The sequence below is a fragment of the Nocardia neocaledoniensis genome (assembly GCF_003182135.1).
Taxonomy (GTDB): Bacteria; Actinomycetota; Actinomycetes; order Mycobacteriales; family Mycobacteriaceae; genus Nocardia; species Nocardia neocaledoniensis.
Map to the genome: position 1 here is coordinate 12071 of NZ_QGTL01000010.1, position 14401 is coordinate 26471.

Here is a 14401-nt window from a genome sequence, read left to right on the forward strand (position 1 = left end):
GCCGTCAGAGGCCGAGCTTGGTGACCGCGTTGTCCTCGAGCGGGTTCGCCGTGCGGATGTAGCCGTGGACGGTGCGCGGGTTGGCCCAGCGGCCCTGGCGCATGATCTCGCGGTCGCTCGCGCCACCGAGGGCGGCCTGGGTGGCGAATCCCGCGCGCAGGGAATGGCCGGAGAAGAGGTCGGGGTCGAGGCCCGCGCGGGCGGCGTAGCGTTTGACGAGTTCGGCGACCGCGCGGCCGGACAGGGCGTTGGCGCCGATGGATCCGTGCCGATTGACGGTGGGGAACAGGGGACGGTCGGTCTGGGCGCTGAGGGGGGTTCCGGAGAATCCGTGGCAGCGGTGGATCGTGGCGTCGGAGATCGGATGCTCGGTCACCCACTCGCGGGTGCCGGCGTCGCCGATGTCGGCGTGGACCTCGAGCAGACGGATCCAGTCGGCATACGCGCAGATCGGGCAGGTGCGTGGATGTTTGCCGCGGGGCAGGGCGATGCGCTGTTCGGCGACTCCGGTCGGGTCGGTCTTGGTCGTGGGCAGATGCACGACGAGCAGCGGTTCGCCCGTGCTGTGGTCGGTGCGCACGTGCACGTCGGCGACACGCAGTGCGGCGAGTTCGCTGCGGCGCAGCGCGCCGGCGAAACCGACGAGCAGGGCGAGCGCATCGCGGCGCCGGGCCGGCTCGGTCGGCCAGCCGGGGGCGGGAAGCTCGGCCAGCAATTGATCGAGAGTGTGCAGCAGGACCGGCCGCTTCCGCGTCGGTGGGGTACGCCGGGTGCGCCGAATGCCGCGCAGCGTCAGCCGCACGACGTCGGAGCGGGTGGGCGAGGGCAGCCCGTTGGCGGCATGGACGGCCGCGATCGCCGCGGACTTGCGCTCCAGCGTCGCGGGACTGAATGCCCAGGTGCCGTTGTCGCGGCGCGCGTCGGCGGAGGCGGCCAGGTAGACGGCCACGTCGAGGGGGTCGGCGGGCAGGGCCTGGCGCTGTTCGGTGGCGCACCACCCGGCCCAGGCGATCCAGTCGGTGCGGTAGGCGCGCAGCGTGTTGGCGGACTGGGAGGCCTCGAGGTAGCGGCGCAGGGCGTCGGCCTGGCCGTCGTCGAAGCGTTCGCGGACCATCCGCAGGGCCGCGGTGTCGACGAGCACGCTGCGGACACCGCGCCGGAGTTCGGTGCGTACCTGTTCGGGAAGGACGACCGCCGTGTCGGGCACCGCGTTCCTCCTCGCGTGAATCGTTCTGTCGCCGATGACCTCTGGCTTCGGAGCCTAGGTCATCGGCGCGCGATCACGGCATCTCCGCCAGCTCGGCGAGCTTGGTGTGGATGTAGGCGGCGAGCCGGTGCCGCGAGGCGGTGGTGAGGAAACTCGTGTCGCCGAGACGTGGGAAGTGGTCGTCGACGGGTTCCGACGAGGTGTCGGTGGCGTCGCCGGGTGGGTCGGCGAGTGTGAGGGGTGCCGGATGTTGCTGGGGGAGAGGAACATTCGGCACGTCCGGTTCTGCGATCGGTGCTGCGTGACGTACCATTCCTGAACCTTAACGTTTTGATTACGGCCGTTGCCAACACGTTGGGCCCGGTAGTGATAACCGCCACGTTTTCTGATTGGGCCGTCACGACGCGCGAGCGGGCTCCTCGGCCGTGGCCGATTCCCGGACATAGCCGGCGACAGGGCTCAGGCGCAGGACCGCGGGCATCCGGCGGGTGAGTGCGGGCTGGCCGAGGAAGCTCACGCGCCCGGTCCGCTGGGCGTGGGCCAGGGGCATCCGGCCCAGCCAGACCTCGTAGAGCGCCGCGACCTCGGCCACGATGGTGACGTCGACCGGGTAACCGGGATCGGAGTCGCAGACCGAGGGTGTCCCGCGTTCGACGACCATCCAGAAGCGCCGCACGTCGTCGGTGAACCGGACGTGCAGGACATGGCGCCGCCCGGGGAAGCCGGAGGTGTCGACACGGGTGTGCATCCACCAGACGAGCAGGGCCGGGTCGAGTTCGTCCTCGCGCGGTTCGCCGAAGGTCCAGCGCGCGCCCCATTCGCCGAGGCCGAACAGGATCGGCCGCAGGTGGGTGCCCGCGTCGGTGAGCAGGTGGTCGGCGCCGATCTTCTCGATCAGTCCGGCGCGTTCGAACTGGCGCAGCCGCTTGGCGAGCAGGCTGCGGGACAGGCCAGGCAGGCCGCGGGCGAGGTCGTTGAATCGGGTGGTGCCGAGCGAGAGGTCACGCAGGATCAGCAGCGACCAGCGTTCGCCGAGCAGGTCGAGCGCGCGCGAGATCGGGCAGTACTGGCCGTAGGCCGCTGTCGTGTTCGTCATGGTCACCTCGCCGACGGGGTCCACTTTCTGGACCGGGGGAGTCCACTTTCTGGACTATCCGGTTATCGCGGCGATTCCTACCTTCGAAACATGACTCAGACAATTTCCGACACCACAGTCCGCACCGATCGGGTCGCGCTGGCCCGCGCCCTCGGTGAATCCCTGCGTTCGGAGGTCCCCGAGCGGGACCGCACCGGCGAGATTTCCGTCGCCGCCTTCGACCGGTTGCGTGCCGACGGGCTCAGCGCCGCGCTGGTGCCGGTCGAGTTCGGCGGTGGCGGTGCGTCCCATCAGGAGATGGGGGAGATCCTGCGCGAGCTGGGCCGCCACGATCCGTCGACCGCGGTCGCGTTCGCCATGCACTCGCATCTGCTCGCCGCGCAGGTCTGGCGGCACCGTCACGGCATCGATGCCTCGGGGGTGTTCGCCAAGGTGGTGGCCGGGGCGATCCTGGTGAGCACCGGGGCTTCGGACTGGGTGGATTCCAACGGGTCCGCGGTCCGGGTCGACGGTGGGTATGTGGTGAATGCCCGCAAGGCGCCGGCGAGTGGCTGCGAGGTCGGCGACATCCTGGTCACCAGCGTGGCGTTCGAGGACGCGGGCGCGAAGGTGATGCACTGCGCGATCCCGTTGAGCGCGCCGGGTGTCCGGATCGAACCGACGTGGGACACGCTGGGACTGCGCGCGAGCGGCTCGCACACGGTGGTGCTGGAGGAGGTGTTCGTGCCCGATGCGGCGGTGTCGTTGATCCGTCCCGCCGGCGAGTGGCCGACGGTGCTCAATGTCGTTGTCGGCGCAGCTCTTCCGTTGGTGCTGGCCGCCTATCTCGGCATCGCGGACACGGCGGTGGCGCGCGCGACGTCCCTGCTGGCCGGACGGGACGAGGCCCATGTGGTGCAGTCGGTCGGCGAGATGCTCAACGCGTACACGACGGCCGCCGACCTGATCGCGGCCATGTTCCTCGATTCGGCGGATCTGAGCTTCGAGGCCACCGATGCCTATGCGGCACGCACGCTGAGCCGCAAGACGGTGGCCACCGACGCGCTGATCGCCACGGTGCGGCTGGCGATCGAGGCGACCGGCGGCCTCGGCTATTCGCGTTCCTGCGATCTCGAGCGCCTCTACCGGGATGTGCACGGCTGCCATTTCCATCCGTTGCCGCGCGCGAAGCAGATTCGGTTCAGCGGCTTGGTGCAGCTCGGGCACTCTCCGGTGGGTTGATCAGTCGAACAGCCCGTTCGCGAACGGTTGTGCCCGCCAGGCGTCGAGGGCGGGCGCGAGCGCGTCGGCGAGTATCGGCTGCTGGTCGACCAGGGTGAGGCAGGTGATGGCCCGGGCCATACCGACCGCCTCGGCGAACCGTGCGACGCGCGGGTCGAGGGGCCGGGTTCCGTTCTCCCTGGCCGCGGCGTCGTAGGCGGCGGCCGCCTCGGGTCCCATGGCGGCCAGATCCCATTCGACGGGACCGAGGCAGGCGAGCTCGAAGTCGGCGTAGAGGTGTCCCGTGCGGGTGGTGACGATATTGACCGCGGGCGCGTCGCCGTGGATGGGTTGTGGCGCGATACCGGGGAATTCGGCGTCGAAGGCGCTGCGCGTGGCGACGAGCGGTTCCAGCAGGGCCCATTCGCGGTGGATTCGGTCGAGATCGGCCGGTGCGAGGAGATCGGGCCGCTGGGCGAGCGCGGTGAGGCTCGCGGTGACGGTTTCCGGTTCGGCCGCCGCGAGGAACGGCAGGTCGCCGGGATAGTCGCGCAGCGCGAGGTGCAGGTCGGCGACGCGGGCGGAGTTGCCGACGTAGTCGGGTTCGGCGTGGTCCTGGTCGACGTACTGCCAGAACGTCATCGAGAAGCCGTCGCGGCGTACGGGTTCGGCCGGAACCAGCGGGCTCGGCGGGATCACGGGGACCTGCTGGGAGTCCAGCCACGCCACCACGTCGAGTTCGACGCGCTGGCGTGCGGACTGCTCGGCGAGGGGAAGGGTCACCACGGTCGGGACCCGCACCACGACCGGCGCGGGGGCGAGATGCACGACGACGGAGAACACGTCGTGCAGGACGACGGGGTCGGTGACGGTGAGCCCGTGCGCGCGGCCCGCGGCGACGGCGGCCTGGACGGCCCGCGTGGTGCGGTCGGTGAGTTCGGCGGCACTCATGGCGGGGGACATGGGTACCGATGGTGCCATGGCGGGGGGATTCACTGCCGCAAGGCGTCTCGGATCGCGCGTTCGACCGGTGCCGGCTCGGGGCGGTCGGGGTCCAGCGGTACGGCGGGCGGGAGGTTCGGCTGCCCCAGCACGCGGTGACCGTGACCGCGGTGGGGTTGGCCGGCGTGGACGAGGAAGGGGTGGCACAGGTACACGTCGCCCGCGCCGCCGGTCGCGTAGGCCACCTCGCAGTCGGCGGTCGCGTCGTCGGCGCGCCGGGCGAGTTCTCGGGCATCGAGTCCCGCCGGGCCTTCGGGGGCGAGGATCCGGGCGACGGTGCGATGGGAGCCGATGCGCAGACGCGTCGGCGCGTCGTCGGGTCCGACGTCGGTGAACAGGAACAGCATCAGCAGCGCGCGCCCGCGGGAGACGCCGTTGGCGCGCCAGGTCAGGTAGTCGGTGCTGGTGGACCGGTCGCCGGGGAAGCTGACGTCGACGTGCCATCCGTCGGCGCGCGCGGGTTGGTCGCTGGGAGTTCGGATCACGAAGCCGCCGATGCCTTTTCGCTGTACCCACCGGCCTTTGCCGACGAGCCGGTCGTACGCGGCGTGCAGTGCGGGAGTGTTGACGGCTGCGACGAACGGCGGGTCCGAATAGTCACCGAGCCCGATCGCGGGTCCGTCCCGGCCGACGATGTCGCGCAAGAGGATGTCGCGGCATCGCGCGGCTGTGGCCGACGGGAAAGCCGCCCGAAGATGGACGAAGCCGGTGGCGACGAATTCGTCGAGGCTGGTGTCATCGAGCACGCCCCCCAGGCTCGCCGCCCACGACGGTCCGAGGCAACCGAATTTCGGTTGTTGCGCGTGCGGGTCAGTCGGTGTCGGTCGCGGCGAGTACGACGAGGGCGGGTTCGGGGGTGAGGGTCACGATGCCGAGGTCCCAGGCGACCCGCTCGAACCAGTCCGTGTCGGCGGAGAAGCTGAACCAGGCGCAGTCGCCGGCACGGCGTTCGATGCGCTCGATCGAGTCGAATTCGGAGGCGTCACAGAGCGCGCCGAGCGTTCGCCAGGCGGCCAGCCGTCCGTACGCGCCGTGCTCGCCGCCGTTGTAGGCGCCGCCGTTGGCCGCGGCGGCGAACAGGACGGCCCACACGTCGGCGGGCATGGTGGGTGCGCGGTCGTCACCTCGCGGACGGACGGGACGGCGAGGCGGGTGTGCCTGCGCAGCGCAGGGGCCGCGGTCGCCGGTGTGTCCGGGCCGAACGGCATGGCTGCGCTCGACCCGTTCTTCGGGTATTGCCGCAGCGGGATGTCGGCTTCGAAGGCGGTCCGTTGACATGGCAGCGGCCGGAGGGGATGTCCGGCCCAGTGCGCCGAGGTGGCCCATCGGTGCAGCTGGCCGTGTTCGGTCATCGTGACGCCACGCAGGATGAGTTCGTGCAGCAGGCAGGCGCGCAGTTCTTCCGAGATCGGTCCGGCGAGACCGGCTTCGGCGAAGGCGTCCACCGCGGCGATCTCGTCCAGCAGTCCGGCGATCAGGGCGGCCAGGCGCGCGGCATGACGCTTCGCGGGTCGCCACGCCGCGACGACCCGCAGCGCCGTACGTGCGGCTCCCTGGTTACGTGCCGCGAGTGTCGAGCGGAAGAGCTGGTCGAGCAGGAGGTGGCAGTCGCGGCTGTGTGCGGGGTCGTGGGCGGTGGCGGCGGCGCGGGCGAGGCTGACGACGAAATCGAGGTCGCCCGCGGCGATCCGGTCGTCGATGATCCGGTTGCGGTCGAGGAAGGAGGTCGCACCGGGGAGTTCCCGGACGATCCGGGTGATGGCGTCGTCCACCGGTCCAGCCTACGGACCGAGCCGTCGCATCGATGGGCGGCCTTGTGCCGCAATGGCTCTCGTGCTCAGTGTCCGGTGCGTGCCGCGAGGAGGTCGGCGAATTCCTCGGCGTAGGCGAGGTGGCGGCGCAATCGGTCGGCGCTGTCGGCGGTCTTGTCGCGGAATGTGCGTAGTCCGGCTCGGGCTGTCGCCCGCTGGGCGGGGTCGGCCCTGTCGTCGTCGAGGATGTCGAGGGCGTGGAGCAGGTCTTTCATCTCCGCGAGAGTGAAGCCCAGCGGTTTCATCCGCCGGATGACGAGCAGCCGGTCGACGTCGTCGTCGGTGTAGAGGCGGAACCCGCCCGCCGAGCGCGCCGACGGCTGCACCAGGCCGACCTCGTCGTAGTGGCGGATCGTCTTGAGCGACAGCTCGGTTCGTTCGGCGACCTGCCCGATCTGCAGGTAGTCGCCGCCCATCTCAGTGACCACCCGCGAGGTGCCCGGACAACCGGTCGTGGCGGGCCTCCGAGGCCGGGTTCAACCCCACGATCCGCACGTTCTTGCCCTTGGCGGCGTATTTGGTGGTGATGGCGTCGAGGGTGGCCACCGTCGAGGCATCCCAGATGTGCGCGTCCGACATGTCGATCACGATATTGGCCGGGTCGCCGGCGTAGTCGAACTGGTAGACGAGATCGTTGCTGGAGGCGAAGAACAACTCGCCGCGCACCATGTAGGTGCGGGTGTCGTCGGATTCGGCGACCTGGTCGACGGCGGTGAAGTGCGCGACGCGGTGCGCGAAGGCGACCATCGCGCTGAGCACGCCGGTGATGACGCCGTAGGCGAGGTTGTGGGTGGCCACGGTGACCGCGACGGTGACCAGCATGACGATGGTTTCGGCGATCGGCATGCGCCGCAAGGTCTTCGGTGCGATCGAATGCCAGTCCATGGTGCCCACCGAGACCATGATCATCACCGCGACCAGTGCCGCCATCGGGATCAACGCGACCACGTCGCCGAGCCCGACGACCAGGATCAGCAGGAACACACCGGCCAGGAACGTCGAGATGCGGGTGCGGGCGCCGGAGGACTTCACGTTGATCATGGTCTGGCCGATCATCGCGCAGCCGCCCATCCCGCCGAAGAACCCGGTCACGATGTTGGCCACGCCCTGACCCCAGCCCTCGCGGGTCTTGTCCGAGTGGGTGTCGGTGATGTCGTCGACGAGCTTGGCGGTCATCAGCGACTCGAGCAGGCCCACCAGTGCCACCGCCAGCGCGTAGGGGGCGATGATCTTCAGTGTGTCGAGGGTGAACGGTACGTCCGGCAGGAGCGGCGTGGGCAGGCTCGACGGCAGTTCGCCTTCGTCGCCGACGTTCGGGACGTCCAGTGAGAAGACGATGGTCGCCGAGGTCAGCAGCACGATCGCCACCAGCGGCGCGGGTACGGCCGTGGTGAGTTTCGGCAGGAACGCGACGATCACGAGGCCGATCGCGACCATCGGGTACACCAGCCACGGCACCCCGATCAGATGCGGGATCTGCGCGAGGAAGACGAGAATCGACAGGGCGTTGACGAACCCGACCATCACGCTGCGTGGAATGAAGCGCAGCAGCCGCGCCACGCCGATCATGCTGAGCACGATCTGCAGCACTCCGGCCAGGATGACCGTCGCGATGAGGTAGTCGAGCCCGTGTTGCGCCATCACCGGCGCGATGACCAGGGCGACCGCGCCGGTGGCCGCGGACATCATGGCGCGGCGACCGCCGACGATCGCGATGGTGACGGCCATGGTGAACGAGGCGAACAAGCCCACCCGCGGATCGACGCCGGCGATGATCGAGAACGAGATCGCCTCCGGGATCAGCGCCAGGGCCACCACCAGACCGCCGAGGACTTCGGTCCGCAGCCGTCGCGGGCTCCGCAGGGCGGCGGCCACCGAGCCGTCGTCGGTCGGTCGACGTGTCGCGGACACGATAGGTGCTCCGATCCCTGGGTGATGCGAACGGCAGCCCGCTCGCGGGCGAGAACTCTACCTTTACGGGAGGGTAGTGTTGCCGATCGGGTGGCGCTGAGCGCGGAAAATCGCTTGCGGCGCTGGTGGCGGGTGCTGACAATGAGCAGCCGATCAACCTGCGGAATTCGCCTGGCCCACCGGCCCGGGAAGCAGGCGGGGAACGGGTGGTTCATGTTCGATGTGATCATTGCCGGATGCGGGCCGACCGGCGCCATGCTTGCCGCCGAACTGCGGTTGCACGATGTCCGGGTTCTCGTCGTCGAACGAGAGACCGCACCCACGTCCGTGGTGCGGATCGTCAGCCTGCACATGCGCAGCCTCGAGTTGATGGCGATGCGCGGGCTGCTGGATCCCCTGCTGGAACGGGGGCGGCAGCGTCCGGTGGGCGGCATCTTCGCCGGGATCCCGACCTCCGTGCCCGACGGCCTCGATTCCACACACCCCTATCAGCTGGGTATTCCGCAGCCGGTGCTCGAGCAGGTGCTGGAGGCGCACGCCGTCGAGACGGGCACGCAGGTGTGGCGGGGGTGCGCGGTCACCGGATTCGAGCAGGATGCCGACGGGGTGACCGTCGAGCTCGCGGACGGGCAGCGGCTGCGGTCGCGCTATCTCGTCGGCTGTGACGGCGCGCGCAGTACGGTCCGCAGGTCGTTGGGCGTCGCCTTTCCTGGGGAGCCCGCACGCAACGACACCCTCATGGGCGAGATGGCGATCGGTGTGCCGGCGGAGGAGATCGCCGCGAGAGTTCGCGAAATCCAGGGCACGCACAGGGCATTCAGCATGATGCCGTTCGGTGCGGACAGTTGCCGGGTCGTGGTGCCCGCCGTGGAGGTCAGCGACGACCGCGCCGCGCCGCCCACGCTCGAGGATTTCCAGCGAGCGCTGCGCGCCGTCGCCGGAACGGATTTCGGGGTGCATTCCCCGCGATGGATGTCACGCTTCGGTGACGCCACCCGTCTTGTCGAGCGGTATCGGGTCGGGCGTGTCCTGCTCGCGGGCGATGCCGCGCACATCCATCCGCCCGCCGGCGGGCAAGGTCTCAATCTCGGTGTGCAGGATGCGGTGAACCTCGGCTGGAAGCTGGCCGCGCGGATCAACGGGTGGGCGCCGGAGAACCTGCTCGACACCTATCAGACCGAACGCCATCCTGTCGCCGCGGACGTCCTGGACAACACGCGCGCCCAGATCGCGTTGTTCTCGACCGAGCCCGGCGGGCGGGCGCTGCGCGGGCTGCTCACCGAACTCCTGGAATTCGACGTCGTGAATCGCCGTCTGATCGAGAAGATCGCCGCGACCGACATCCGCTACGACTTCGGGCCCGGCCCTGATCTGCTCGGCCGCCGGCTCCGCGACATCGATCTCGCCGACGGCCGCGTGTACGAGCGTCTCCGCGGCGGCCGTGGCCTGGTCCTCGACCGCACCGGCGGCCTCTCGGTCGACGGATGGGCCGACCGCGTCGACTTGGTGACCGATCCCGCCGCGGCACTGGATGTTCGGGCGTTGCTGCTACGCCCCGACGGCCACGTCGCGTGGATCGGTGACGAGCAGGACGCTCTCACCGATCGGCTCCGCGACTGGTTCGGCGCACCCGGCGCCTGAGCTCGGTGGGCGCGCGTCTTCGCCGTGGTGTCGAATCAGTCTGTGCCGCTTTCAGTTCGATCGCGCAACATCTGGTTCCTCAGGACGTCGACCTCGCAGCCGGGAGCGTTCGGGTCGAATCCGTGCTCGAGCAGCCAGCGAACTCCGCGCAGGCTGCGTAGCGACCACCATGCGCGGATCACGGCGCGGTCGACTTCGGCTCCGTAGCCCGCGATGACATCCTCGAGATGCTCCGGGTGGCCGAGGGTCAGGGTGGCCAGGTCGTACATCGGGTCGCCCTGCCCTGCTTCGGACCAGTCGATGACTCCGGTGACCTCGTCGCCGTCGACGAAGACATGGGCGACTTGCAGGTCGCCGTGGGTGAACACCGGTTCCCATGGGCGCAGCGCCGCTTCGGCGAGACGCCGGTTGTGGGTGATCAGCTCGGCCGGCAGTACACGCTCGGCGAGAAGCCACGCGCATTCCCTGTCGAGTTCCCGGGCGATGTCGTCGATGCCGCGCCCCTGTCCGGGCGGCAGTGGGGCATCGTGGAGCGCCCGGACAACCGCACCCGTCGCGACCCACGCTGCCCGCGACGCCGAGGACGGCTCACCCAGGCGGCCCAACGCGGTCCCGGGAAGGGCCGCGAGCGCCAGGACGGGCGGCTCGCGCCACAGCACGTCCGGCGTCGGAACGGGCGCCGACTCCATCGCCGCGACCTCGACATCGGCGTTGCGCTGATCGGCATCGATCTTCAAGAACACCCCGCCGACACGCACAGTCGCGCGCTCGTGATGTGCGACGACGACCTCGACTCCGTCCACACCGGCCATTGTCTCGGACGCGCGCTGCCGCGTCACACGGTTTTCGTCAGCACTGCCGCCAGCCCTTCGCGCAGGTCCTCGACGAAGAACCGGGGGACCTCGAGGGACGGGAAGTGGCCGCCGGCTTCCGGTGTGCGCCAGCGGACGATGCGCCGGTATCGCTGCTCGGCCCACGGGCGCGGGCACTTCTCGATGTCGCGGGGATACATGGTGATCGCCGCCGGGACGTCGACGCGCAGGGCGGGGTCGAGCGAGTTGTGGCTTTCGTAGTAGATGCGGGCGGCCGAGGCGCCGGAGCGGGTGAGCCAGTACAGGGTGACGTCGTCGAGGACGCGGTCCCGGGAAATCCGCTCGAACGGGCTGTCCTCGGTGTCGCTCCAGTCGGCGAACTTGTCGAGGATCCAGGCGAGGAGCCCGACCGGTGAGTCGACGAGGGAGTAGCCGATGGTCTGCGGTCGGGTCGCCTGCTGTTTGGCGTAGGCGGCGCGGTGTCGCCAGAAATGGCGGGTTTCCTCGGTCCACCGGCGCTCGGTGGCGCTCAGCCCGTCGGTCGACAGGCCGGGCGGGGCCTCGGCGAACAGCGTGTGGATGCCGAGTACGTGCGCGGGGAACCTGCCGCCGAGCACGGTGGTGATGTTGCCGCCCCAGTCGCCGCCGTGGGCGAGGAACCTGTCGTAGCCGAGGCGTCCCATCAGTTCCACCCAGGCGGCCGCGATCTTCTCGGTTCCCCACCCGGTGGTCGAGGGCTTGTCGCTGTAGCCGAAGCCGGGGAGTGACGGGGCGACGACGTGGAAGGCCGGCGCCGCCGCACTGTTCGGTTCCGCCAATTCGTCGATGACGTCGACGAATTCGGCGACGCTGCCGGGCCAGCCGTGCGTCATGATCAGCGGAACGGCGTCGGCGCGCGGTGATCGGCGGTGCAGGAAATGGATCCCCAGACCGTCGATGGTCGTGCGGAACTGGCCGATCCGGTCGAGGCGTTCTTCGAATGCGCGCCAGTCGTAGCCGGTGCGCCAGTAGTTCACGAGGTCGATGAGATCGGCGAGGGGCACCCCCTGTTCCCAGCGGCGGGGGTGGGTCACCGTCTCGGGTTCCGGGAGTCGTGCCGATGCCAGGCGTGCCCGCAGGTCGTCGAGTGCGCTGTCGTCGGCGACGGCTCGGAATTCTCGGACGTCGGTGGTCGAACGGGTCATGTGAACCTCCTGGCTGACGCGAACCGGCTGAGACGGTTCTAACATCGGACGCGGGGGCGCCGCAACCGGCTAAGGTGGTTCCATGCCCGCTGAGTTCCCTGACTTCCGGCTCGGTAGCGTCCTGGCGACGAGCTTCACGGCCACGCTGACCGAGCGTCGCGGTGAGTCCGTGGAACGCATTCCGACACCCCAGCGCCTCGTCGACTGGCTGGCGATCAACGGTCTGGCCGTGTCGTCGTGCACGGCCGCCCAGCTCGAATCGGCACGCGAACTCAGGGAATCCGTTCACGCCGCCGCCACCGCGGCGGCGGTCGGCGAGCCTCTACCGTCTTCGGCCATCGAGGTCATCAACGACCGCAGCATCCGGGGCCGGGCCGCTGCGGTGCTGGCACCCGACGGCACACGGCAGTGGCGCCTCGGCGCGACCGACAGCGTGGCCGACGCGCTGGGCGTGATCGCCGCCGACGCGATCAGCATCATCGCCGGCGAACGCGACGGCCGCCTGGCCCTGTGCGCGTCGCCCACCTGTCGCGCCGCCTTCTTCGACACCAGCCAGAGTCGAACCCGCAAGTGGTGCGACATGAACACATGCGGAAATCGGCAGAAGAAGGCGCGCTTTCAGGCGAACCAGCGCAAGAACGCGACCACCGCGCGCTGATCCGTCTACCCGGGTTCAGTTCAGTGGACGCCCGAGCCGGACGCGGCGCTGCCGTAGATCTGCGCCATGAGACAGTCGGGCTGAGGAGTGGGTCCGCACAGGGCGAGGACCAGGAAGCCCATGGGAAACAGCACCGGTGCGACCAGGATGTCGGTGAGAGCTGATCCGGTGGTGGCCACCGGAGTCGCGACGGCGGGTTGCGCGGAGGCGGGTGCGGCCGCTGCCGTGCCGGCGGTCGCGAGTGCGACCGAGACGATGGTTGCCGCACCGAAACGCTTGACGATGTTCACTTTTGGTCCTCCTTGGCAGGACTGTGGTTGCTGTGCCAGCACGATAGTTCACGCGCATCAACTGTGAAGTGCAACTGCTTCAAATTGGAGAGGGCCTGACCAGATCGGCGTGCGGGCGCTGGTTCGTCGCGGGAGTGGTGTCTCACCTCTTTGGCACGGACGTACAGGGGAGCACAGTTTTCCAATGGTTGTGTCGCACTTTCGTAGCGTTGGCTACAACGCAACGGAAACGCAATTCTTAGGAGGTCAGTTGACGCTCTCGGGAACCCTGACCGCCGATAATGTTCACTTATCGGCGGTCAGGCGCCCGTGGTCGGCGAAGGGGTCGTGAAGCGGCGACACGGTTTTCGTTTCGTCGGATACGTAACCGAATGACGAAACAAACGTTACGATTCTCCAGTGTCGAGCGTCTGCAACTTCCCCGGATGTGCCCGCCCCATCACCCGCGGTGGTGGACCCGGCCGTCCCTCCGAGTACTGCGATCATCCGGACCACACGCGGTGGCGGGCGTGGCGGGAAAGGCAACGGCAACAGCAGGAGTCGGACAGTGGCGGGGAAACCGTCACTGTGACGACACAGGGGCCGGTGACCGTGGCGCGCTTGCGGGCCGATGAGCTGCTCGGCCAGTTCCGTGGACTGGCCGAACAATTGGGGACGACGCTCACCGCGGCCGTGGCCGAATTGCAGACACTCGGTGATCCGTCGGTCGCCGAAGCCCAGGTCCAGGCCGTGCAGGCCGATGCCGCGCGCCGGATCGCCGAAGCCGAGATGGCCACTGTCGTCGCCGAACAGGCGCGGCGTGAGGCCGAGGAAGCACGAGCGCTGGCCGAATCGGTGGCTCAGGACGCTGTCGCTGCGGCCGAGGAGGCGGAGAAGGCGGTATCCGAGGCGCGCGCCGCCCGCGACGAAGCGCTGGCCTCCGTGGAACAGCTGACCAAACAGGCCGCCGACGACGTCTTCGCCGCGCGCAGCGCGGCCGAGGCCGAAGTCCGTGCGGCGGAACGCAAAGCCGCCGAGGCCATCGCGGCGGCACAGACCGAAGCCGGCGAGTCGATCGACCGAGCGCACCAGCGGGCCGAAGCCGACATCGCCCACCACCGCCGCGACGCCGATGCGCGGATCGCCGCCGCCACCGCCGAGCGCGACCTCGCCATCCAGCGCGCCGCCGACGCCGACCGCGCCACCGAACGCGCCGAACAGGCCACCGCCGAACGGGTGGAAGCCGCCGCCGAGGCCCGGGCGGAATGGCGACGGGCACGAACCGAACTCGACGCCACCCGAACAGAACTCGACCAGGCCCGCGCCGAACTGGCCGAACTACGCCGCACCACGGCGGCCGCGGCCGATCAGCAACGCGCGGACGCCGCGACCGCCCTGGAACAGGTCCGCGCTGAGGCCGCCGAACGCCTCGCCGCTCTCGACGACGCCCGCCGCCAAACCCTGGCCCGCGCCGAACGCGCGGAACGCCAACTGGACGAACACCTGGCCGCCCGCTCGTCCCGGATCGCCGATTCGACGCCATGACCCACAGCGCGACTCGACGCCCCGCGTGCACGGCGTCGGTGTCAGTGGTGACGTCAGCGGGGTGT

15 protein-coding genes and 1 pseudogene are annotated in these 14401 nt (G+C 69.7%); 4 read left to right on the top strand and 12 right to left on the bottom strand.

Features of this window, described 5'->3' with window-relative positions:
• Nucleotides 1–4 precede the first annotated feature (4 nt).
• The 3 genes from DFR69_RS23955 to DFR69_RS23965 all read right to left on the bottom strand — a co-directional run bounded on the left by DFR69_RS23955 (nucleotide 5) and on the right by DFR69_RS23965 (nucleotide 2303).
• Nucleotides 5–1207: a site-specific integrase gene (locus DFR69_RS23955; RefSeq protein ID WP_110039883.1), complete on the bottom strand. Its 1203-nt coding sequence runs from the start codon at nucleotides 1205–1207 to the stop codon at nucleotides 5–7.
• Between the two features lie 73 nt (nucleotides 1208–1280).
• Nucleotides 1281–1484: a hypothetical protein gene (locus tag DFR69_RS23960; protein ID WP_110039884.1), complete on the bottom strand. Its 204-nt coding sequence runs from the start codon at nucleotides 1482–1484 to the stop codon at nucleotides 1281–1283.
• 120 nt (nucleotides 1485–1604) lie between these two features.
• The gene (locus tag DFR69_RS23965; RefSeq protein WP_110040081.1) at nucleotides 1605–2303 is read right to left on the bottom strand and encodes a winged helix-turn-helix transcriptional regulator; all 699 of its coding nucleotides are present in this window, start codon (nucleotides 2301–2303) and stop codon (nucleotides 1605–1607) included.
• Nucleotides 2304–2393: 90 nt separating this feature from the next.
• Between DFR69_RS23965 and DFR69_RS23970 the strand changes: the two genes are divergently transcribed.
• A complete protein-coding gene (locus DFR69_RS23970; protein ID WP_110039885.1) occupies nucleotides 2394–3524 on the top strand; it encodes an acyl-CoA dehydrogenase family protein in 1131 nt (376 codons plus the stop codon).
• Here the strand turns inward: DFR69_RS23970 and DFR69_RS23975 are convergent, their stop codons facing one another.
• The 6 genes and pseudogenes from DFR69_RS23975 to DFR69_RS24000 form a co-directional block, all read right to left on the bottom strand.
• Complete coding sequence (locus DFR69_RS23975) at nucleotides 3525–4466, bottom strand: phosphotransferase family protein (protein WP_110039886.1); 942 nt, start codon at nucleotides 4464–4466, stop codon at nucleotides 3525–3527.
• A 29-nt stretch (nucleotides 4467–4495) separates the two neighbouring features.
• On the bottom strand, nucleotides 4496–5251 hold the full coding sequence (locus tag DFR69_RS23980; RefSeq protein WP_110039887.1) for a phytanoyl-CoA dioxygenase family protein: 756 nt from the start codon (nucleotides 5249–5251) through the stop codon (nucleotides 4496–4498).
• A 64-nt stretch (nucleotides 5252–5315) separates the two neighbouring features.
• Nucleotides 5316–5609: a DUF6183 family protein gene (locus tag DFR69_RS23985; RefSeq protein ID WP_110039888.1), complete on the bottom strand. Its 294-nt coding sequence runs from the start codon at nucleotides 5607–5609 to the stop codon at nucleotides 5316–5318.
• A 65-nt stretch (nucleotides 5610–5674) separates the two neighbouring features.
• Nucleotides 5675–6277 (bottom strand): annotated as a pseudogene (locus DFR69_RS35800) (DUF6183 family protein); the annotation flags it as partial.
• A 65-nt stretch (nucleotides 6278–6342) separates the two neighbouring features.
• On the bottom strand, nucleotides 6343–6732 hold the full coding sequence (locus DFR69_RS23995; RefSeq protein WP_110039890.1) for a MerR family transcriptional regulator: 390 nt from the start codon (nucleotides 6730–6732) through the stop codon (nucleotides 6343–6345).
• A gap of 1 nt (nucleotide 6733) precedes the next feature.
• On the bottom strand, nucleotides 6734–8230 hold the full coding sequence (locus DFR69_RS24000) for a SulP family inorganic anion transporter (RefSeq protein ID WP_110039891.1): 1497 nt from the start codon (nucleotides 8228–8230) through the stop codon (nucleotides 6734–6736).
• 210 nt (nucleotides 8231–8440) lie between these two features.
• Between DFR69_RS24000 and DFR69_RS24005 the strand changes: the two genes are divergently transcribed.
• Entirely contained in the window at nucleotides 8441–9868 is a 1428-nt protein-coding gene (locus DFR69_RS24005) for an FAD-dependent monooxygenase (protein ID WP_110039892.1), read from the top strand.
• Nucleotides 9869–9903: 35 nt separating this feature from the next.
• Here DFR69_RS24005 and DFR69_RS24010 read toward each other — a convergent pair whose 3' ends face one another.
• Nucleotides 9904–10680, bottom strand: a complete 777-nt coding sequence (locus tag DFR69_RS24010; RefSeq protein ID WP_208644045.1) for a phosphotransferase family protein — start codon at nucleotides 10678–10680, stop codon at nucleotides 9904–9906.
• Nucleotides 10681–10703: 23 nt separating this feature from the next.
• On the bottom strand, nucleotides 10704–11864 hold the full coding sequence (locus tag DFR69_RS24015) for an epoxide hydrolase family protein (protein ID WP_110039893.1): 1161 nt from the start codon (nucleotides 11862–11864) through the stop codon (nucleotides 10704–10706).
• A gap of 82 nt (nucleotides 11865–11946) precedes the next feature.
• Between DFR69_RS24015 and DFR69_RS24020 the strand changes: the two genes are divergently transcribed.
• The gene (locus DFR69_RS24020; RefSeq protein ID WP_110039894.1) at nucleotides 11947–12522 is read left to right on the top strand and encodes a CGNR zinc finger domain-containing protein; all 576 of its coding nucleotides are present in this window, start codon (nucleotides 11947–11949) and stop codon (nucleotides 12520–12522) included.
• Between the two features lie 20 nt (nucleotides 12523–12542).
• Here the strand turns inward: DFR69_RS24020 and DFR69_RS24025 are convergent, their stop codons facing one another.
• Nucleotides 12543–12812, bottom strand: coding sequence for a hypothetical protein (locus DFR69_RS24025; RefSeq protein ID WP_110039895.1), 270 nt, complete (start codon nucleotides 12810–12812; stop codon nucleotides 12543–12545).
• 567 nt (nucleotides 12813–13379) lie between these two features.
• Here DFR69_RS24025 and DFR69_RS24030 point away from each other — a divergent pair.
• Complete coding sequence (locus DFR69_RS24030) at nucleotides 13380–14336, top strand: hypothetical protein (RefSeq protein ID WP_110039896.1); 957 nt, start codon at nucleotides 13380–13382, stop codon at nucleotides 14334–14336.
• Nucleotides 14337–14401: the final 65 nt, after the last annotated feature.